Genomic DNA, 18,862 nt, shown 5'->3' with positions numbered 1-18,862 from the left:
GTCAGTCCGCCACCTTGCGCATACCTCATGCAGTCGGCATACCGCAGGGATCATGAGGCGTCAGCCCTACGACACCACGCTTTGAGGGTCAGTAGCTGGGAGGCCTGCCGGACCAGAGCGAAGGTGACCTGGTGCTGCTGCGCGGAGAGTTCCCGCAGCTGCTCACCGTCAAGATTCTTGTGGGCCTGGCGCAGCGCCTCACCCAGTTGCAGAAGACGCTGCACTTCGTCCGGCTGCTCGCGCACCAGCAGGTTGCTCGCCCACGCCGCCAGGGTAGGGCGCCGTAGGCGGCGGATCTGCTCGGCCAGCTCCCGGTCGCCGGCAGCTCGCGCGGCCTTGGCACGCTCATCGCTGGCGGCTGTGAAGTCGCCCTGGGCCAGGGCGTACAGCTCATCGGCGACAGCGTCCAGATCCATCCTTGCCTCCCGCCCATCACCTCCCTGCGTGTCAATTTTTCACTATTTGATCTGATAGGTATGGGTGAGGATTCGAGTGGGCGAGCCGACCACTTAGGAGTCGGATCGAATACTTGCCGGGTGGTGCCGGGAGCTACTGTGCCATGCTGTCTTACCTGGTCAGCGTCACGCGGCTGTGTGCTTGCTCCCCCTCGTGACGCCCCATGCCGGACGGTGCGCTCACGCATCGCGCACGCATCACAGGCCCCCGACCAGGGGAGACTGCGCGAACAGTGGTACTCGACGGCGCCCTGCGGACGAACCGCCTCGGTGCGGCACGCTAACGCGCCCCACCCCCCGCTGCACTCCCCCGCCCGGCTTGCGCAGCTGCCCGGCGCTCGGTTCGCATTTCTCCAAAGACCCCGAAGCCCGCCCCGGATATGTAGCGATCATGACAAATTCGGGGTAGTCATGCCGACATGCCTTTACGTCGATCGCGTTCGGGAACCAAACGCCTCGCCGCCCTCGTCGCCGCCGCGGCGCTGGTCCTGGTGGGCTGTGACAGCGGCGGCACACCGCACTCCGGTGACGGCCGGCAGCAGCTGACCGTGGCGGCACTGCCGCTCACCGACTCCGCCGCCCTCTATCTGGCCCGGGACCGTGGGTTGTTCGCCAAGGAGGGCCTGGACGTGCGCATCCAGCCCGTGCAGCAGAGCATCCAGGCGCTGCCCGCGCTGCTCAAGGGCCAGGTGGACGTCATCGCGAGCGCGAACTACGTCACCTACTTCCAGGCGTACGAGAAGGGCACCCTGGACCTGCGCATTCTGGCCGAGGGCGTGCGGATCGCCCCTCACATGATGGATGTCCTCGTGCGTAAGGACTCTGCCCTGAAGTCGCCCGCGGACCTCGTCGGCAAGAAGGTCGCCGTCGCCGTCCTGAACAACATCCAGTCCCTGACCCTGAACGCGATCCTCGACGCCCGGCACGCCGGGCGCCCCGTCTACCGGCAGATCCTGTTCCCGCAGATGGGTCCCGCTCTGCAGAGGGGCCAGGTGGACGCCGTACACGCGGTCGAGCCCTTCGACACGGCCATCCAGGGCGAGCTGGGCGCGAGGGTGCTGCTCGATGGCGGTTCGGGGCCGGCGAGGGGCCTGCCCGCCAGCGGGTACATCACCACGGCCGACTTCGTGAAGAAGAACCCAAAGGCGGCAGCGGGCTTCCGGCGTGCCGTCGAGGCGGCGTCCAAGCTGGCTGCCGAGGACCCGGCGGCTGTGCGCACCGAACTGCCCAAGTACACCAAGGTGACCGCGGACCAAGCCGCGTCGATCCACCTGCCGGCCTATCCATCGGCCGCCGATCCGTCCGCCCTGCTCCGGCTCATCCGGCTCATGCGCACCCAGGGAATGCTGAGCAAGGACATCGACCCGGCACTCCTGCTGGTGAAATGAAACGGCGTCAGGAACTCCTTCTGGGTCTGCTCGGCGCAGCGGTGGCCTTCGGGATGTGTGAGGCGGTGGCCCGGGCGGGGATCGTCCGGCGCAGCTATCTGCCGCCCGCATCCGAAGTCCTCGTCCGCGCCGCGCAGTTGGCGGGTGACCCGGTCTTTCTCGGCGGGATCGGGGTGACCCTGCGGGCGTGGGCGCTCGGCCTCGGGCTTGCTTGTGCGCTCGCGGTGCCGCTGGGACTGCTGCTGGGCGCGGTGCCGGTGGCAGAGGCCGCCGCACGCGCCGTGATCGAGTTCCTGCGGCCCCTGCCGTCCGTCGCGCTGATCCCCCTGGTGTCACTGCTGCTCGGGTCGGGCACACAGACGGAGGTGACTCTGATCGCGTACGCCTCGCTGTGGCCGGTGCTGTTCAACACCGTCTACGGCCTCGGCGAGACCGACCCGCTGGCCAGGGACACCCTGCGCGCCTTCGGGTTCGGCCGGCTCGCGGTACTGCTGCGGGTGGAGCTGCCGGCCACCGCCCCGTTCATCGCCGCCGGCGTGCGGATCTCGGCCGCGGTCGCCCTGATCCTCGCCGTCGCGACGGAGATCCTTTCCGGCTTCGGCCAGGGCCTCGGCATCTTCATCGCCCAGGCCCAGACCGGGACCGACGGCACGCGGGACGTGCTGGCCGGGGTGGTGTGGGCAGGCGGCCTCGGGCTGGTGATCAACGGCGTACTGGTCGGCGCCGAGCGGCGGTTGTTCGCCTGGACGCAGGAACCCCGCCCAGCGTCGGGGAAGTCGGAGCGGGGCCGACCATGACGCAGACGCAGGGCAACGCACAGTCCGGATCCGCACCCGGCTCGCCTCGCACCCCCGCCGTGCCCTTCCTGCTCCGCTGGTCGGTGTTCCTCGGCGCCGTCCTCTGCTGGGAACTGGCCGCCCGTGCGCAGGACAGTGTGTACTTCCCGCCGCCGCTGCGGATCGCCAGGCACGCTCGCGACCTGTGGTTCTCGGGCCCTGTCGGCCATCTGTTCCTCACCTCGGGCGCGGTCGGCACCATCCTGCCGAGCCTGGGCCGAATGGCGGCCGGGTTCACGCTCGCCGCCGTCGCCGGGATCGCCCTGGGGATCGCGTTGGGCCGCTCACGCCGGGCGTACGCGCTGTGCAACCCGGTGCTCCAGTTCGCGCGGGCCGTGCCGCCGCCCGCGCTGGTGCCGGTCTTCGTCGTCGTCTTCGATGTCGGTACGCCCATGCAGGTGGCGTCGATCGTGTTCGGCGCCGTGTGGCCGGTGCTGATCAACTCGGCCGAGGGCGCCCGTGCCACTGATCCGCTGCGGCTCCAGGTGGCGGCCGTGCTGCGGCTGACGGCAACCGAACGGCTGTGGTTCCTGATCCTGCCCTCGGCGGTGCCCCGGATCTTCGCGGGGCTCCGGCTCAGCCTGTCGCTGTGCCTGATCCTGATGGTGTTCTCGGAGCTGCTGCCGGGCAGTGACGACGGCATCGGGTTCACGCTCACCGACGCCCAGACGCGCTCCGACCTGCTCACGGTGTGGTCGGCGCTGCTGCTGCTCGGCGCACTCGGGTATCTCCTCAACACCGGACTGCTGGCGGTCGAGAAGCGGCTCGTCGGCCCGGGATCGTCTGCAGGGAGGACAGCGTGACAACAACCACCGTGCGCGAGGCGGTCGTACGGTTTCTGCGCGACACCGGCATGACCACGGTCTTCGGCAATCCGGGCTCCACGGAACTGCGGATGTTCCGCGACTGGCCGGACGACTTCATCTATGTGCTGGGTCTGCAGGAGTCCGTCGCCGTCGGCATGGCGGCCGGGCACGCGCTCGGCACCCGGCGGGCCGCGTTCGTCAGCCTGCACTCGGCCGGCGGAGTGGGGCACGCGCTCGGCACGATCTTCAACGCCTTCCGCGACCGGGTGCCGCTGGTCATCGTGGCGGGTCAGCAGGCGCGCTCGCTGATCCAGCTGCGACCGTTCCTCGGCGCCGACGAACCGGCCCTGTTCCCGCGCCCGTACGTCAAGTCCGCGCGCCAGCCGGAGCGGCCCGAGGACGTGCCGGCCGTGCTCGCCGAGGCGTACCGGGTCGCGATGGCGCCGCCACGCGGCCCAGTGTTCGTGTCCGTGCCCGAGGACGACTGGGACCGGCCCGCCGAGCCCGTCACGCCCCGCACGCTGCACTCGGCTTTCACGGCCGCCCCGGCCGCCCTCGACGCGCTCGCCGCCCGGCTGGAGACCTGTGGGCGCCCGGCGCTCGTGGTCGGTCCGGGCGTGGACGACGAGGACGCGCTGGAACAGGTGCGGGCGCTGGCCGAGCGGATCCGGGCCGGGGTGTGGATCAGCCCGCTCTCCGGCCGCTCCGGCTTCCCCGAGTCGCATCCACTGTTCCAGGGCTTCCTGCCGCCGGTCGCCCGCCAACTGTCCGCGCGTCTCGCGCCCTACGACGTGGTAGTCGCCCTCGGCGCACCAGTGTTCACCTATCACGTGGCGGACGGCGGTCCGCCGCTCGCGCCCGGTACCGAGCTGTTCCATCTGGACTGCGACCCCTGCCAGGCCGCCTGGCTGCCCACCGGCACCAGCATCGTCACCACCCTGCGGCCCGCCCTGGAAAGGCTTAACTGGCTGCTGAAAGAGCCCGACCGCGCCCCGCCGCCGCCCCGGCCGGCCCCCGTCCCGGCCCGCGCCGAGGGACACATCACCCCGGAGCTGATCTTCGACCTGCTGCGTGCCCGGCTGCCGCGCGACCGGGTCCTCGTAGAAGAGGCACCGAGCCACCGTGACGCGCTGCACGCACGCGTGCCCATCGAACTGAGCGGCGGCTTCCTCACCACGGGCAGCGGAGCGCTCGGCTGGGGCCTGCCCCTCGCGGTGGGCCGGGCCCTCGCCGACAGGCGCCGGGTGGTGTGCGTGGTCGGGGACGGCTCGGCACTGTACTCGGTGCAGGCCCTGTGGACCGCGGCCCGCCACACGGCACCGGTCACCTACGTCCTTCTGGACAACGGCGGTTACGCGGCCGTCCGCGCGCTGGGCCGCCGGATCGGCATCGCGCCCGTCCCCGGCACGGACATCACGGGTATCGACTTCACAGCACTCGCGGAGTCCTTCGGCTGCCCCGCGGCCCGCGTCGAGCACCCCGAGGAGCTGCCGGCCGCCCTGGACCACGCCCTGGGCCGGGGCGACGACACCGGCCCCTTCCTGCTGAACGTCGCGGTGACTGGCAGCGCGGGCACCTTGTACGAGCCCTGGGCCGGGTGAGGGATGCTGCGCCTCGATTCCGTCAGCCGGCACTTCGGAGACCAGCACGTCCTGGACAGGATCAGCCTGATCGTGCCCGACGGGCAACTCCTCAGCGTGGTCGGGCCCTCCGGCTGCGGCAAGTCCACGCTGCTGCGCATCATCGCCGGGCTGCTGCCCGCACAAGACGGCACGGTCACAGTCGACGGGACACCGGTGACCGGCGTGCCGGAGCGGCTCGCGGTGGTCTTCCAGGAGTACGGCCGATCGCTGCTGCCGTGGCTCACTGTCCGTGACAACGTGGCCCTGCCGTTGCGTCGTCGGGATCTGGCCCGCGCCGCCCGCCGGGCCGAGGCCGAGACGATCCTCGAACGGGTCGGGCTGCACGGGGTCGCCCGGCGCCATCCCCGGGAGCTGTCCGGAGGTATGCAGCAGCGCGTCGCCATCGCCCGCGCCCTCGTCTCCCGGCCCTCACTGCTGCTCATGGACGAGCCGTTCGGCTCGCTGGACGCGGGCACCCGCGAGGATCTGGAGGACCTGCTGCTCGAGGTCCATCGCGCCGACGACACGACCATCGTGTTCGTCACCCACGACATCGACGAGAGCGTGTACGTGGGCGACCGTGTCGTCGTCCTCTCTCCCGGCCCCGGCTCCCGTGTCGTCCGGGACCTGCTGGTCGCCCTGCCGGACGAGCGTGACCAGATCACCACGCGCAGCTCTCCCGGTTTCGTGGCGCTGCGCACGGAGGTGGGACGGGCGGTGCGAAACACTCCGCCGGGAGGGCCGGAATGAGCAACTGCGACGATGTGCCGTCTGTCGTCTGCGGTGCCGTCGTGGCTGGTTGCCCCGACCCTGCGGCCGCGACTGGACGACAACCAACACGTCGCTGATCGCGTTCCGGGGGCTGCGACGAGGACGCCGGTCTCATCACCATCGCCGAGCAACTCGTGGTGGACGGATGGAAGGGTGTACGGGGGACGACCCCAAGTCCGACGCCGGCACGCGGACCATCGCGCTGGACTCCGACACGGTCCGGGCCCCCAAGCGGCACCGTGCTCAGCAGGACAGGCCGAGAGGAATTGGGGGTGCCCGGGCGGAGTCCGAACGCGTCTTCACCAAGGAGAACGGCGAAATGCTCCCCCTGCCAAGGTGACACGGCGGTTCGTGAAAAGGGACCTGGACGCGGTCACCGCCGGCCTGTCCACGCCCTGGAGCTCTGGCCAGTTCGAGGGACACGTGACCAGAGCCAAGCTCCTCAAGCGCCTGGGCTTCGGCCGGGCCAACCTCGACCTCCTCCGCAGACGCACCTTCTCAGGGCGTGATCCGGCCCGAACCAGGCTGATGCTCCAAAATGGAAGGAGTGAGTCGAGGTGCTGTTATCGCCCACTGTGTGACGAGCGACGATGAAGTCCTGGACTCGATCCGACGGGAGTCTGCGCTCGCTGAGTTGCTGTGGCAGGTTTGCGAATTCGATCTCTCGCGTAGCGATCACAGTGAGCCTCTCCGGCTGCCGTCCGGGGTTGCCCTACACGGTGTTGCTGACGACTTCACCGGGGGACGTTCTTCCTCTGTGGTGATCGCGACGCGGCTCGGCCCGTGCTGTATGCCACCTCCGAGGGACAGGCTGGGCTGATCGGCCAGAGCCTGGCCGAAGCCCTGGAGATCATCATTGGACTGCCGTCCTGGCGGGACCGCCTGAAGTTCTCCGGATCCGGCGATCTGGAGGTTATGCGGACGACCGCAGCCCACCTTGGCCGCGACGAGCTCAGGGACGAAACAGAAATCAGCGCTGCCCGAGTGCGCCTGACGTCGGCGCTGGGCATGAAGCTCGGATCCGTCCCGGCTTTGCTGGCTCGCCTGCATGCTGCGGTTTCAGTTACCGCGCCTGATTTCGTACTCACCGTCAGGACCGGCGACGAGTACGAGTCCTTGTTCGGGCCATGGCTGCCGAACCTCAATCCCGCCTGGCGGTGAAAGGCAAGGCTGGGCGGCGGAGCCGAAGTGGGATGGGTTCCGGGCCCTGGTCTCGGTCGACTCGGGCCGGGTGGTGCTGCGCTCCAGGCGCGGCACCGAGATGCTTCCGGCGTTTCCGGAGATTGGGGCCGGCGCCGCGCAGCTGCCGGACGCGACCGCGCTGGACGGAGAGCTGGTCGTATGGGACACCGCGGGACGACTGGCCTTCGAGCAGCTGCAGAACCGGCTTCAGCGGCGCGGCGCCAGGGCGGCCCGGGCGGCTGCCGAGTGGCCGGCCCACTTCGTCGCGTTCGATCTGCTGCGGCTGTCCGGGACCGACACGACCGGATGGCCGTATCGGCGGCGCAGGGCGGCGCTCGAGTCCGTGTTCACCGCGCGCCGGCTGTCGGCCCCGTGGGTGCTCTGCCCGTCGACCACCGACCCGGACACCGTGCGTGAGTGGCTGACGTGGGCGTCGGTCGGGATGGAGGGCGTGCTGTTCAAGCGGTTGGACAGCGCGTACGAGCCTGCGGTGCGCGGGTGACGGAAGTACAAGGTGCGCGAGACCACCGAGGCGATCGTCGGCGCGGTCACCGGCACACTCGCCTCTCCGCGCACCGCTGCTCGGCAGGTTCGACGACCGTGGCCGCCTTCAGTACGTCGGCCGCACCACCACTCTCGCCCGGACAGCGAGCAGCACGGTCGCCGGACTACTCGCCCCGCCGCAGGACGGGCATCCGTGGACGGGCTGGTCGTTCTCCGCCGGGTGGGGCAGCCGGGAGACGCTGGACGTCACGCTGGTGGAACCGGAACTGGTGGTGGAAGTCGGCGTCGACGTCGCCCGCGATGCCTCCGGCCGGTGGCGCCACCCCGCACGCCTGCACCGTGCACGCCCCGACCTCTCCCCCACCGACGTCCCCCGCCTGGCGTCGCCGCCGCGCTGACGGCGCCACGGGCGCGGCGGCCCCGCCGACGCGCAACCGGCTGAGCGCGCGCCATGATCCCCGGCCGCGGCCGCGCCGCCCATCCCGCCCGTCCCTTCCTCCTTCACACCAGCCAAGGGACATGGGCAGAGCAGCCGCAACGGAGATGTCAGCAGGCCGGCCATGGCAAAACAGCGTGGTGACCTGCACGGACACGGGGGCGGTCCTGCGGGCCGCGCAACACCTAGCCCAACTCTTGGCGCAACCCCCAGCGCAACAGATATGCGCAACCCTTGCCGCAACCTCGAGCTCCTGGCCGCAAGGGACGACCGGTCACGCGGCCCGGACGGCTCCGTGGGAGCGGGCGAGGTGGCGCAGCTCGGACCGTGCCGCCGGTACCGAGGGGACGGTCTCCCAGTAGGGGTGCCACCACAGCCGGACGGACAGGAGCAGCAGGCGGCGGCGCAGGGCGGTGGTGTCGCGGGGGCGGGGTGCGGCGAGCGCTTGGTAGGTCGCGTTCCAGGCGGCTTGCGTCTGCACCAGGTCGTCGGGGAAGTCGGTCACGTCCATACCGGCATTAGATCGCTTGTTCGAATCTTCGGACACGCCCGGGCCGGCGCCGCGGTCGGGGGTCGCGCCGGGCGTGGTCGGCCTCATGGTCGGGCCTGTGGTCGACCCCACCACGGTGGTCCGGCCTGGTCTGGAGCGGCACCCGGGCGGGTGATTTTCCTTCGCGTACGCGGGCGCAGTCCTAACGGTGTGCGTCCAACTTGCCTATTTCCAGAGAGTATTGACAGCTTTTTGCGTGTTCTGTCATGTTCTGTCCGCCGCTTCCGGCGAACGAGCGAGAGGTGATCTCATGCGACGAACCGAGTACGACGCGAGCCAGGCAGCCAAGCGCCTAAAGGTGCCCACAGCCGCCTTCCGGTGGGCCCGGCACACCGGCCCGAGACGACCGCGCAGGCACAGACCAGCAGGATCGCTGTCAGCGAGTACCACCGGCCCCGCCGTGCGCGCGGGTCGGGCACCGAGTCGAAGCAGGGGCGCAGATCGGCGACCCGGTCGCTGCCCAGCGGACCGAGCTTCACCAGCACGGCAGGGATGGGAGAGGATGCAGCAGCAGGCACGGGCCACCTCATGATCATCGGGCTTAGACACCACAATGATCACGAAGCCCGTGCCTGCCCTGCTATGCACCCCAGCCGGTCACAACCCGACCAGCCGCACGACCCCGGAACTTGCAACCGCCCTGCCTCGCCCACCGCGGCTGATTCCGGCGCCGTTCGGCCGCGACGCTCCGGTGGAGCGAACGTTCCTGAAACTGCAGCAGCCTGCGATCAACCCCGTCATGTATTGCCATCCAGGCAATAAATTCGCCTACGAGGAAAATTCTGGCTTCAATCGAGGCATGAGCTCTGGCGTCGAGCGTATGGCAACGGAGCTTCCTGCCGTCGCGCACTGGCGCACGGGCGTCCACCCAGCGGGTGATCGGCAAGTCGCGGCTTTCCCGTACCTTCCCACCACCATGGCCCACCCGGGCATCGACGGCACGATAAAGCATCTCCTCTTGATGTCACTACCACCCACGACTCACCAGATGTGCCTCTGGCCCGTCTTTGGAAGGGACACTCATCATGAGCCGTACACACGTGCTCGTAGACACTGACTGGGTTCAGGCTCACCTGGATGATCCCAAGGTCGTCCTGGTCGAGGTCGATGAAGACGCCACCGCCTACGACACGAACCACGTCAGCGGCGCGGTGCGCATCGACTGGCGCAACGAGCTGCAAGACCCCGTTCGCCGCGACTTTGTCGATCAGGCCGGCTTCGAGGCGCTGCTCTCCGGGAAAGGCATTGCCAACGACGACACCGTCGTGCTGTACGGCGGCAACAACAACTGGTTCGCCGCGTTCGCCTACTGGTACTTCAAGCTCTACGGTCACCAGGACGTGAAGCTGCTCGACGGTGGTCGCAAGAAGTGGGAGCTGGACGGCCGCGAGCTGGTCACCGAGACGGTGGCTCGGCCCGCGACCCGATATGTCGCCTCCAAGCCCGACACCTCCTTGCGCGCCCTGCGCGATGAGGTTCTGAACTCGATCGGCTCCCGCAACCTGGTCGACGTGCGCTCGCCGGAGGAGTTCTCCGGCAAGCTCAGCGCCCCGGCCCATCTGATACAGGAGGCCGCCATGCAGCGCGGCCACATCCCCACTGCGGTCAACGTCCCGTGGTCGAAGGCCGCCAACGACGATGGCACCTTCAAGTCCGACGAGGAACTGGCCGCCCTCTACGGGGAGGTGGACGCTGGGCGGGAGACCATCGTGTACTGCCGCATTGGCGAGCGCAGCGCGCACACCTGGTTCGTCCTGCACGAGCTACTCGGTCACGAGAGCGTGAAGAACTACGACGGCTCCTGGGCGGAGTACGGCTCCCTGGTGGGTGTCCCCATCGCCCTGCCCCACGCCGCCCAGTAACGCCCCACCCCGATCCCGGTGGCGGAAGCGGGTACCGCCTCCCCCGTTCCCCGCTTCCGCCACCGATGCCCCCAGCCGGTGCTCTGGGTCGAGATCCGAAGGAGTAGCAGCAGATGGCCAACCAGCAGCAGCCTCTGCCGGCAGATCTAGTGACACCGCCGGCCGCCCCCACCCTGGACCTGGCTCCCGTCCGCTCGTGCCGTGGGCACTCTTCGTGCACATGCCAGGAAGAGCCGGCGAAGCCCTCGATGGGACGGACTGAGACAGGTCAGCGGTCTGAAGGACAATGGGCCCTGGGGGAGAAGGCCCCGCTCAACGCGAACGAGCAGTTCAAGCTCGACGACGACGGCCTCAATGTCCGCTCCCGTATCGAGTCCATCTACGCCACCGGCGGTTTCGCCAGTATCGACCCGGTCGATCTCGGCGGCCGGCTGCGCTGGTGGGGGCTGTACACGCAGCGACGGCCGGGTATCGACGGCGGTAAGACCAACCGCCTGGAGCCACATGAGCTGAATGACGAGTTCTTCATGCTGCGCATCCGCGTCGACGGCGGGCAGCTCACCACGGAACAGCTGCGCACGATCGGCGAGGTCTCCCGCGACTATGCCCGCAACACCGCTGACATCACCGACCGGCAGAACATCCAGCTGCACTGGGTCCGCATCGAGGACGTCCCGGAGATCTGGCGGCGCTTGGAGTCGGTGGGACTCACCACGGCGCAGGCCTGCGGGGACACCACCAGGGTGTTCCTGGGCAGTCCGGTCGCCGGCATCTCCGCCGAAGAGATCATCGACGGCACGCCGGCGATCGAGGAGATCCACCGGCGCTGGATCGGCGATCCGGCATTCTCCAACCTGCCTCGCAAGTTCAAGACAGCGATCAGCGGCTCGCCTCTGCAGGACGTCGTTCACGAGATCAACGACGTGTCCTTCATCGGTGTGGTTCACCCCGAACTGGGCCCCGGATTCGACGTCTGGGTGGGCGGCGGGCTGTCGACGAACCCCATGCTGGCCCAACGCCTCGGGGTATTCGCCACGTTGGAGGAAGTCCCGGAGATCTGGGCCGGCGTCGTCTCCCTCTTCCGCGACTACGGATACCGCCGCCTACGCAACCGGGCACGGATGAAGTTTCTCGTCGTCGACTGGGGAATCGAAAAGTTCCGCCAGGTCCTGGAACAGGAGTACCTTCAGCGCACTCTGACCGATGGCCCGGCACCACCCGCGCCCACGGGGAACCGTGACCACGTGGGTATCCACCGTCAACGGGATGGCCGCTACTACATCGGCGCCGCCCCTGTGGTCGGCCGGCCCCTCGGCAGCACCCTCGTCGCCCTGGCCGACCTCGCGGACGCTCACGGATCACAGCGCGTCCGTACCACTGCGCACCAGAAGATCCTGCTGCTCGACGTGCCCGAAGCCGAGGTCGAAAGCCTCGTCGACGGTGTCGAAGCGCTCGGCCTGCACGTGCGGCCCTCCACGTTCCGGCGCAACACCATGGCCTGCACCGGCATCGAGTTCTGCAAGCTGGCGATCGTGGAGACCAAGGCAAGGGCAGCGGCCCTCATCGATGAGCTCGAACGACGGCTGCCGTCCTTTGAGGAGCCTCTCACCATCAGTGTGAACGGCTGCCCCAACAGCTGCGCTCGGATTCAGATCGCGGACATCGGCCTTAAGGGGCAGTTGGTTCTCGACTCGCAGGGGCGCCAGGTAGAGGGATTCCAAGTACACCTGGGGGGCGCCGTGGGCATGGATGCCCGCTTCGGCCGCAAACTCCGCGGCCACAAGGTCACAGCCGACGAACTCCCCGACTACATCGAACGCGTCGTGCGGCGAAGGACGTCACCGTGCGCGGCACGTACGACGTGTCCGGGCTGCGGGCCGATGCGGACATCATGATCTGGTGGCACTCGGGAAGCCCGGACGCACTGCAGGACGCGTACAACCTCTTCCGCAGTACCAGGCTGGGGCGCGCGCTGGAGCCGGTGTGGTCGAACATGGCCCTGCACCGTCCGGCCGAGTTCAACCGGTCCCACATCCCTGCCTTCCTCACCGAGGCCGTCCGCGACTACATGTGTGTGTACCCCTTCGTGCGCTCCTACGACTGGTACCTGCTGCCAGATGACAAGCGCCGCGCGATGCTGGCCGAGCACGGCCAGATGGCTCGCGGCTTCCCGGACGTCCGCGCCAACACCGTCGCCTCCTTCGCACTCGGCGACTACGAGTGGCTGCTGGCGTTCGAGGCCGACGAGCTGCACCGCATCGTCGACCTCATGCGCCACCTGCGCGACTCCGAGGCGCGGCTGCACGTCCGCGAAGAGGTGCCGTTCTACACCGGCCGCCGCAAGCGAGTGGCGGAGCTCATCGCCGACCTGGCCTGAGCCAACACTTCTCTGGAGGGAATCCGTTCGCCGCCCGTGCAGAGGGGCGGCCGAACGGAAAACTACCACCGGGATGTACTGACTGGCCGTCAGACTACCGTGGCCTGGGAGCGGTGGTCGGCGTGACCGCCGCCGTTCGCATGCCGGCGCCCAGGCCCAGCGCCCCGAATGCCGCGCCGAGCACCGCCCAGAGCAAGGCGTACGAGGCCAGGGACAACAAGCGGAAGTCCCACAACCCCGACCCGGCACCGGCACCGGCACCGGGTCGGGGTTGTCGGGCAAGGCGAACAGCACGGCCAGGACCGCCACTAGTGCTGGATTCCGCTTTCGGTGGGTATAGCTGCTGGTAGCGGGGCGGTTGCGGGTACTCGGGGGCGGGTGCTGAGTCATGGTGCTGAGGGCACGGCCGGGACGTGACGAGGGCGAGCAAGTGGTGGTTCACCGCCTGGCGGCTGCCAGGAAGGCGCCGAAGGTTCTGGTGGAGCGGTGCCGGATGGTCGAGCTGAGCTGGGACGGCTGGCTGGTCCCACAGATCGCCGACGAGGTGAGGTGTAGTCAAAAGACCGTGCGTCGCTGGCTGCACCGCTTCAACCGCTCGGGGCTTGAGGGACTGGAGGATCTGGGCGGGCAGGGCCGCAAGCGAAGGATCACCGAGGCCGAACGCTCCCGGATCATTGCGATGGTCAAGCAGACCCCGCCGGGGCGGCTGGAGGTGCAGCCGTCGAACGAGATGTGGGCCGCGGACGAGTCAGGGCCCTCGGAGTGGACCTTGGACGCGCTGGCTGCCGCCGCCCGGGACCGCGGCATCGAGGTCAGTCGCTCCCAGGTGCGCCGGATCCTGCTGGCCGAGGGCGTGCGCTGGCGACGCACGCGCTCGTGGACGCGCTCGAGAGATGCGGACTTCGAGGGAAAAGGACGCGGATCGTCGAGCTCTACACCAGCCCGCCCGCCAGCGCGACGGTCGTCTGCGCCGACGAGCTCGGCCCGGTGATCCCTCGCACCTTCCCGCCGGCACCGGGCTGGTCACCGGACGGACACCGCATCAAGAACGAGATCGACTACTCCCGCGGACCGGAGAAGACCTGGGTCTACGGCACCTTACGCATCCGCGACGGCCAGGAGCTCACGATGACCGCCACCTCCCGAACCAGCGTCTTCTACCAGCAGTTCCTTCAGCTGGTAGAAGACGCCAACCCCGTCGGGGACATCTATGTGATCACCGACAATCTGTCCTCGCACAACAGCGTGTCCACCCGGACCTGGCTCGAGGACCATCCCCGCATCAGGCACGTCTTCATCCCGGTCGGCGCCTGCTGGCTCAACCTCCAAGAGGGCTGGTGGCGCATCTTCCGCAAGACCGCCCTGGCCGGACGCTCCTTCGGCGACCGCGACCACATCACCCACGCCACCGAAGTGGCCACAGCCCAGCTCAACGCCCGCGCCCGACCCTGGATCTGGGCAGACCCGCACCCCCCACCAGGCGCTTACGCCGCCGCTATGTGTACTTCCTTTGAGGAACGCAGCACTAGGGCCTGTGTGATGTCGTGATCAACCAGTTGCCTTGAGGAGGTCGTTGATCCAGATCAACGAGGCACGGAGGTGGAGGCCGGCAAGGTAGCTCTCGGGTGTCTTGTCGTATCGAATCGCGATGCCCCGCCAGGCCTTCAGCTTGTTGATCAGGCGCTCGACGGCGTTCCGTTCTTGGTAGAGATCGGCGTCGTGGCGTGTGGGGCGGCCGCCTCGGCTGCCCTTCTTCTTCCGGTTGGCGGCCTGGTCCTTCTTCTCCGGGATGACTGCCTTGATGTTGCGTTTCCGCAGGTAAGAGCGGTTAGCGCGGGACGAATAGGCCTTGTCCGCGGCGACGGCGTCGGGCCGGGTCCGGGGCCTGCCGACGGGAAGACGGATGCGCACCTGGGCCGCGGACGCGGACACTGTCGCCGACCATCAGCCCGAGGATCTCGCGGTGCCCGGTGGCGGAGATGCCGGTGGCGATGACCACGGCCTGGGACACGATCCGGTGGTTCACCCTGGCCTTGCAGTAGGTGGCGTCCAGGAAGACGTAGGGGAACACGGTGTGGTCCAGCGGCCGCTCTTTGAACGCGTCCAGTTCGGCGTCGAGCTCGCCGCAGATCCGCGACACCTCCGACTTGGAGATCCCCGAGTCCGCACCGAGTGCTTTGACCAGGTCGTCCACGCTGCGGGTGGACACGCCGTGCGCGTATGCCTCCATCACCACGGCGAACAAGGCCCGGTCGATCCGCCGGCGCCGCTCCAGCAGCGACGGGAAGAACGACCCGGTCCGCACCTTCGGGATCTTCAGATCGAGGTCGCCGGCCTGGGTGGTCAGCAGCCTGTCCCGGTGGCCGTTGCGCCAGGTGGTTCGCTTCTCGGAGTGCTCGCCCGGGGCGGCACCGATGACCTCGGTGGCCTCGGCCTCGATCAGCTCCTGCAGGATGCGCTCACACAGCACCCTGATCGTCTCAACTCCGTCGGCCGTACGGAGTGACTCCAGCAGCCGCATCAGGTCAGACTGGGACAAGGCCATCGCGTGCTCCGCCGGTCGAACTGCCGGTTCACCAGGGAGACTTACGCGATGGCCTGCCCTTGTTCAGGGAGCGGTCACGGACAGCGGGCGCACGCCCCGGGCAGATACCAGCGCGTTCCCGCGGCTGGGACCGGCTACACCACGCGGCGGGACTCCATCAGCCCGAGAGTGGGAGCGTGTCGTTCAGACGGTGCGCAGGAGTTCCCGCAATCCGGCGGTGTCGACGAGGTGGGCCCGGGAGGGGAACACCTTCTCGACCAGGACCCGGTTGACCTCTGGGTCGTGGTCGGCGACGCCGTCGGTGAGGACGTACACGCGGTAGTCGCGGTCGGCCGCGTCCATGAGCGTGGACAGGACGACACCACTGGTGCTGATCCCGGAGAGGATCAGGGTGTCGATGCCGCGGGCGTCCAACTGCTGATGGAGGTCGGTGGTGGAGATGCCGCCGAAGCGGACCTTGCGGACGACGATGTCGCCGTCGGCGGGGGCGATGCGCTCGTCGATCTGGGTCGACTCGTCCTCGTGGTGCATCAGCTTTGCGGCGGCGACCGAGCTGAAGGTCTTGTTCCGCTCGGGGACCGTGCCCCAGTCGTCCTCGGTGAAGGCGACGCGGACGTAGCCGATGGTGCCGCCGGCGGCGCGAACGTCGGCGATCGCGCCCTTGACCCTTTCCACCAGAGCATCCGGCTCTGGGATGGTCTGGACGATGCCGTTCTGGAAGTCCATCGCCAGCAGCGCGGTCCGCTGGGGATCGAGCGCGGGGGTGGCCATGTGTGGTTCTCCTAGTCGCGATTCGTCACTGCGGGAATGGGTGGGGCCTACTGCTGAACGCCCTGCGCACGCCGGAAGACGTGCGCCCAGTCGCTCCAAGTCTTCAGGCGGTCGGCATAGAGGTTCTCGGCGATTTCCAAGCCGTCCGTGCCGAAGAACACCCGCAGCGGCGGGTCCTCCGCGTCGACGATCTGCAGCAGGGCGGCGCCCGCGTCGCTCGGGTCGGCGTAGCTGGCATCGCCCATCTGGGCCGCGATGGCCTCACGGACCGTGTCGTACGCGGGGATCTGCTCGGCGTGCCGTGCGGACGAGCCGGCCCAGTCGGTGGTGAAGCCACCCGGCTCCACGATAGTGATCTTGATGCCCGTCCCGGCGATGGTGAGCTCGTGCGAGAGGGACTCGCTCAGCGCCTCGAGCGCCCACTTGGACGCGTTGTACACGCCGATGGTCGGAAACGCGGCGACGCCGCCGACCGACGAAATCTGGATGATGTGACCGCTTCCCTGAGCACGCAGGATCGGCAGGACGGCCTGCGTCACCCACAGCGCGCCGAAGAAGTTCGTCTCCATCTGCGCGCGCGCCTCTTCCTGCGAGGTCTCCTCGATGGTGCCGAACAGACCGTAGCCGGCGTTGTTGACCACGACGTCGAGGCGGCCGAACTTTTCATGCGCGGTCGTGACGGCGGTGTCGACGGCGGCCTTGTCGGTGACATCGAGCCGCACCGGCAGGATCGCGTCGCCGTATTCGGCGACCAGGTCGTCCAGGGTGGCGGTGTCTCGGGCAGTCGCGGCGACCTTGTCGCCGCGCTCCAGGGCGGACTCGGCGAACGCGCGGCCGATGCCGCGGGATGTGCCGGTGATGAACCAGATCTTGCTCATGTCTTCTCCCTCCGGGTCGGTCACCACCGTACCCCAACAAATCTGGACTAGTCCAAAAAAAGACCTGTCCATAAATTTCACTGCCGGGACGTACGATGGCCTGAAGGGAGGAACGAAGAACCATGAACCTGCGGGAACGCAAGAAGCTGGCGACCTGGCGCGCCGTCCGGAACGCCGCACTGGGGCTGCTCGCGGAACAGGGCTACGATGCGACGACGGTCGAGCAGATCGCCGCCGCAGCGAATGTGTCACGCGCCACCTTCTTCAATTACTTCGCCAGCAAGGAGGCCGCGATCCTCGACCCGGATCCCGAGGAGCGGCGAGACTGGCAGCAGGCGATGCGCGAGCGCCCGACGGACGAGCCGTTGTGGGATGCGCTGACTGCGATCCTGACCGGGTGGTGCACAAGCCTGCGCGACCGCATGCCGCTGCAACGCCGCCTCAAAGCGGAGTCCCCTGCCTTCGCGCGGACCGCACAGAGCTTCGGCGAGCAGTTCTTCGCCGACCTCAGGGAGTGGGCGGGTGCCCGTACCGCTCAGTCCGACCAGTTGACCGTGACCCTGCAGGTGAACGTCGCACTGGCCGCCCTCAACACGGCATACCAGACCTGGCCCGAAGACGAGGCCTTCGACGGCTTTCTGCAGCGGCTCGAACGCTGCCTGCTCCAGGCGCGCCCCTCGATCGCGCTGACCTGATCGGGGAACTTGCCGGCCAGACCCCGGTAGCTCACCCCCTTCCCTCATCGCAGGCCCTGCGTGGGCACCGGGGACGCAGAACCTCGGCCAGGACGCCTCCCCCTGGTTCCGCTCCACCACCTCGTCAGCGTTGCTCACGTCATCACGCGAGGAATTCCACGGAGGGCCGGTTGCCGAACGTCGGCGCTCACGTGCGAGATGCCAGGCGGCCTGCTTACTGGCTACTCTTGCCCGGTGGGTAGCGCAGCAACGACAGAAGCAGAGATCGCCGCCGAGTTGATGAAGGCGATGACGCGCCTGCGCGCCCGGCTGCGTTCCGAGTCGGCGCCTGAGGAAATGCGCTGGACCTGGTCACAGATCAACACCTTGGCCCGCGTCGTCGCCGAAGGGTCCACGACCATAAGTGCCCTGGCAGCGGCGGAACATGTGCGCCGCCAGTCCATGGCTGAGACGCTCTCGGCCTTGCGTGCCGACGGACTGGTGACCGCGAGCCAAGATCCCACCGACCGGCGGAAGACGCTCATCCACGCGACAACCGAGGGGCGGGCATTGGTCGAGACGATGCCGGCTGCCCGCGAAGCCTGGCTCGAGGCGGCGCTGAGAACCCAACTCGAGGCAGACGAGCGCAAGACCCTGCTCAAAGCTGCCGCGCTCATGAACCGGATCGCCGACAGCACCCCTTGAAGGGCCTGCGTCGACTGGCCGAAGGCAGTCCGCGGCTGCCCCATCGGGAACAGGTCGGCGCTCTCGCCGGGACGACACTTCCCACAGCACTGTCCACAAGTCGTCGGTGTTTATGATGTCTGCCTGCTGCAGAATCACTTCTCGACCAGTACCGGCGGACCTCTGGATCGGAGCCGGAGGTCGCCTCTTTGCACACGTGGAACCGGCAGTCCCCGTCGGCGGCATGCCGGAGCCTCATCGGAACGACGCCTGAGGTGAAACGCCCGGCGCGCACGCATATGTCGAGGCCCTGGGCTCGCAGGCCCACGTGGAGGCCGGCGCGTCGGAGAACGAACCGATGGGGCACCTCTGCACCACGATGGCGACCCGCAGCCGAGGCCGCAGGCCGAAGGGGCATGGTCATGCCCTAAGGGGTCCTAACAGAAGTTGTTGATCATGTGACTTTCGGTGTGGAGGGTCGTTGGTCTGGTCGTGGGGAAACGACAGTCGCGGCCTTGGAT

Annotated in this window: 18 protein-coding genes and 4 pseudogenes; 15 read left to right on the top strand and 7 right to left on the bottom strand. The window is 68.6% G+C overall.

Annotated features, from left to right (window positions below; all coding sequences use genetic code 11):
- Positions 1-50 precede the first annotated feature (50 nt).
- Positions 51-416, bottom strand: coding sequence for a hypothetical protein (locus ACFYZE_RS35720; RefSeq protein WP_389003763.1), 366 nt, complete (start codon positions 414-416; stop codon positions 51-53).
- A 458-nt stretch (positions 417-874) separates the two neighbouring features.
- On the opposite strand from ACFYZE_RS35720, the gene ACFYZE_RS35715 reads away from it, so the two are divergent.
- The 8 genes and pseudogenes from ACFYZE_RS35715 to ACFYZE_RS35680 all read left to right on the top strand — a co-directional run bounded on the left by ACFYZE_RS35715 (position 875) and on the right by ACFYZE_RS35680 (position 7,562).
- A complete protein-coding gene (locus ACFYZE_RS35715) occupies positions 875-1,843 on the top strand; it encodes an ABC transporter substrate-binding protein (protein WP_389003760.1) in 969 nt (322 codons plus the stop codon).
- Positions 1,840-2,640, top strand: a complete 801-nt coding sequence (locus ACFYZE_RS35710) for an ABC transporter permease (protein ID WP_389003757.1) — start codon at positions 1,840-1,842, stop codon at positions 2,638-2,640. The genes ACFYZE_RS35715 and ACFYZE_RS35710 overlap by 4 nt, the downstream gene beginning before the upstream one ends.
- Complete coding sequence (locus tag ACFYZE_RS35705) at positions 2,637-3,482, top strand: ABC transporter permease (protein ID WP_389003755.1); 846 nt, start codon at positions 2,637-2,639, stop codon at positions 3,480-3,482. The genes ACFYZE_RS35710 and ACFYZE_RS35705 overlap by 4 nt, the downstream gene beginning before the upstream one ends.
- Positions 3,479-5,086 (top strand): benzoylformate decarboxylase, encoded by a 1,608-nt coding sequence (gene mdlC, locus ACFYZE_RS35700; RefSeq protein WP_389003752.1) that lies wholly within the window; start codon positions 3,479-3,481, stop codon positions 5,084-5,086. The genes ACFYZE_RS35705 and mdlC overlap by 4 nt, the downstream gene beginning before the upstream one ends.
- A gap of 3 nt (positions 5,087-5,089) precedes the next feature.
- Positions 5,090-5,857, top strand: coding sequence for an ABC transporter ATP-binding protein (locus ACFYZE_RS35695; protein WP_389003749.1), 768 nt, complete (start codon positions 5,090-5,092; stop codon positions 5,855-5,857).
- A 378-nt stretch (positions 5,858-6,235) separates the two neighbouring features.
- Positions 6,236-6,472, top strand: a pseudogene (locus ACFYZE_RS35690) (hypothetical protein); the annotation flags it as partial.
- A 189-nt stretch (positions 6,473-6,661) separates the two neighbouring features.
- A complete protein-coding gene (locus ACFYZE_RS35685; protein WP_389003747.1) occupies positions 6,662-7,039 on the top strand; it encodes a hypothetical protein in 378 nt (125 codons plus the stop codon).
- Entirely contained in the window at positions 6,927-7,562 is a 636-nt protein-coding gene (locus tag ACFYZE_RS35680; protein WP_389003744.1) for a hypothetical protein, read from the top strand. Before ACFYZE_RS35685 ends, ACFYZE_RS35680 begins: the two co-directional genes overlap by 113 nt.
- A gap of 712 nt (positions 7,563-8,274) precedes the next feature.
- On the opposite strand, the gene ACFYZE_RS35675 is transcribed toward ACFYZE_RS35680, so the two are convergent.
- Positions 8,275-8,511, bottom strand: coding sequence for a hypothetical protein (locus ACFYZE_RS35675; protein WP_389003741.1), 237 nt, complete (start codon positions 8,509-8,511; stop codon positions 8,275-8,277).
- Between the two features lie 287 nt (positions 8,512-8,798).
- The gene (locus tag ACFYZE_RS35670) at positions 8,799-9,080 is read right to left on the bottom strand and encodes a transposase family protein (protein WP_389003738.1); all 282 of its coding nucleotides are present in this window, start codon (positions 9,078-9,080) and stop codon (positions 8,799-8,801) included.
- A 495-nt stretch (positions 9,081-9,575) separates the two neighbouring features.
- Here ACFYZE_RS35670 and ACFYZE_RS35665 point away from each other — a divergent pair, with 495 nt between their 5' ends.
- The 5 genes and pseudogenes from ACFYZE_RS35665 to ACFYZE_RS35645 all read left to right on the top strand — a co-directional run bounded on the left by ACFYZE_RS35665 (position 9,576) and on the right by ACFYZE_RS35645 (position 14,337).
- Positions 9,576-10,412: a sulfurtransferase gene (locus ACFYZE_RS35665; RefSeq protein WP_389003735.1), complete on the top strand. Its 837-nt coding sequence runs from the start codon at positions 9,576-9,578 to the stop codon at positions 10,410-10,412.
- A gap of 248 nt (positions 10,413-10,660) precedes the next feature.
- A complete protein-coding gene (locus tag ACFYZE_RS35660) occupies positions 10,661-12,307 on the top strand; it encodes a nitrite/sulfite reductase (protein WP_389003732.1) in 1,647 nt (548 codons plus the stop codon).
- Positions 12,238-12,789, top strand: a pseudogene (hemQ, locus tag ACFYZE_RS35655) (hydrogen peroxide-dependent heme synthase); the annotation flags it as partial. The gene ACFYZE_RS35660 and the pseudogene hemQ, both read left to right, overlap by 70 nt.
- Positions 12,790-13,177: 388 nt before the next feature.
- A complete protein-coding gene (locus ACFYZE_RS35650) occupies positions 13,178-13,780 on the top strand; it encodes a helix-turn-helix domain-containing protein (RefSeq protein ID WP_389003729.1) in 603 nt (200 codons plus the stop codon).
- Positions 13,777-14,337: a transposase gene (locus tag ACFYZE_RS35645; protein WP_389003726.1), complete on the top strand. Its 561-nt coding sequence runs from the start codon at positions 13,777-13,779 to the stop codon at positions 14,335-14,337. Before ACFYZE_RS35650 ends, ACFYZE_RS35645 begins: the two co-directional genes overlap by 4 nt.
- Here the strand turns inward: ACFYZE_RS35645 and ACFYZE_RS35640 are convergent.
- From ACFYZE_RS35640 to ACFYZE_RS35625, 4 genes and pseudogenes are all read right to left on the bottom strand, one after another.
- Positions 14,338-14,706, bottom strand: a pseudogene (locus tag ACFYZE_RS35640) (transposase); the annotation flags it as partial.
- 13 nt (positions 14,707-14,719) lie between these two features.
- A pseudogene (locus tag ACFYZE_RS35635) lies at positions 14,720-15,334 on the bottom strand (transposase); the annotation flags it as partial.
- 183 nt (positions 15,335-15,517) lie between these two features.
- On the bottom strand, positions 15,518-16,105 hold the full coding sequence (locus tag ACFYZE_RS35630; RefSeq protein WP_389003723.1) for a cysteine hydrolase family protein: 588 nt from the start codon (positions 16,103-16,105) through the stop codon (positions 15,518-15,520).
- A gap of 47 nt (positions 16,106-16,152) precedes the next feature.
- On the bottom strand, positions 16,153-16,983 hold the full coding sequence (locus ACFYZE_RS35625) for an SDR family oxidoreductase (RefSeq protein ID WP_389003720.1): 831 nt from the start codon (positions 16,981-16,983) through the stop codon (positions 16,153-16,155).
- 122 nt (positions 16,984-17,105) lie between these two features.
- Here ACFYZE_RS35625 and ACFYZE_RS35620 point away from each other — a divergent pair, with 122 nt between their 5' ends.
- Both ACFYZE_RS35620 and ACFYZE_RS35615 read left to right on the top strand, forming a co-directional pair.
- Positions 17,106-17,678, top strand: a complete 573-nt coding sequence (locus ACFYZE_RS35620; RefSeq protein WP_389003717.1) for a TetR/AcrR family transcriptional regulator — start codon at positions 17,106-17,108, stop codon at positions 17,676-17,678.
- Positions 17,679-17,912: 234 nt separating this feature from the next.
- The gene (locus ACFYZE_RS35615) at positions 17,913-18,362 is read left to right on the top strand and encodes a MarR family winged helix-turn-helix transcriptional regulator (RefSeq protein ID WP_389003714.1); all 450 of its coding nucleotides are present in this window, start codon (positions 17,913-17,915) and stop codon (positions 18,360-18,362) included.
- The last annotated feature ends 500 nt before the right edge of the window (positions 18,363-18,862 follow it).

It is taken from the genome of Streptomyces sp. NPDC001796 (genome assembly GCF_042892355.1).
In the GTDB taxonomy this organism is placed as follows: Bacteria; Actinomycetota; Actinomycetes; order Streptomycetales; family Streptomycetaceae; genus Streptomyces.
Note: the sequence above shows the minus strand (reverse complement) of the source record. Positions and strands in the feature narration are given on the sequence as shown.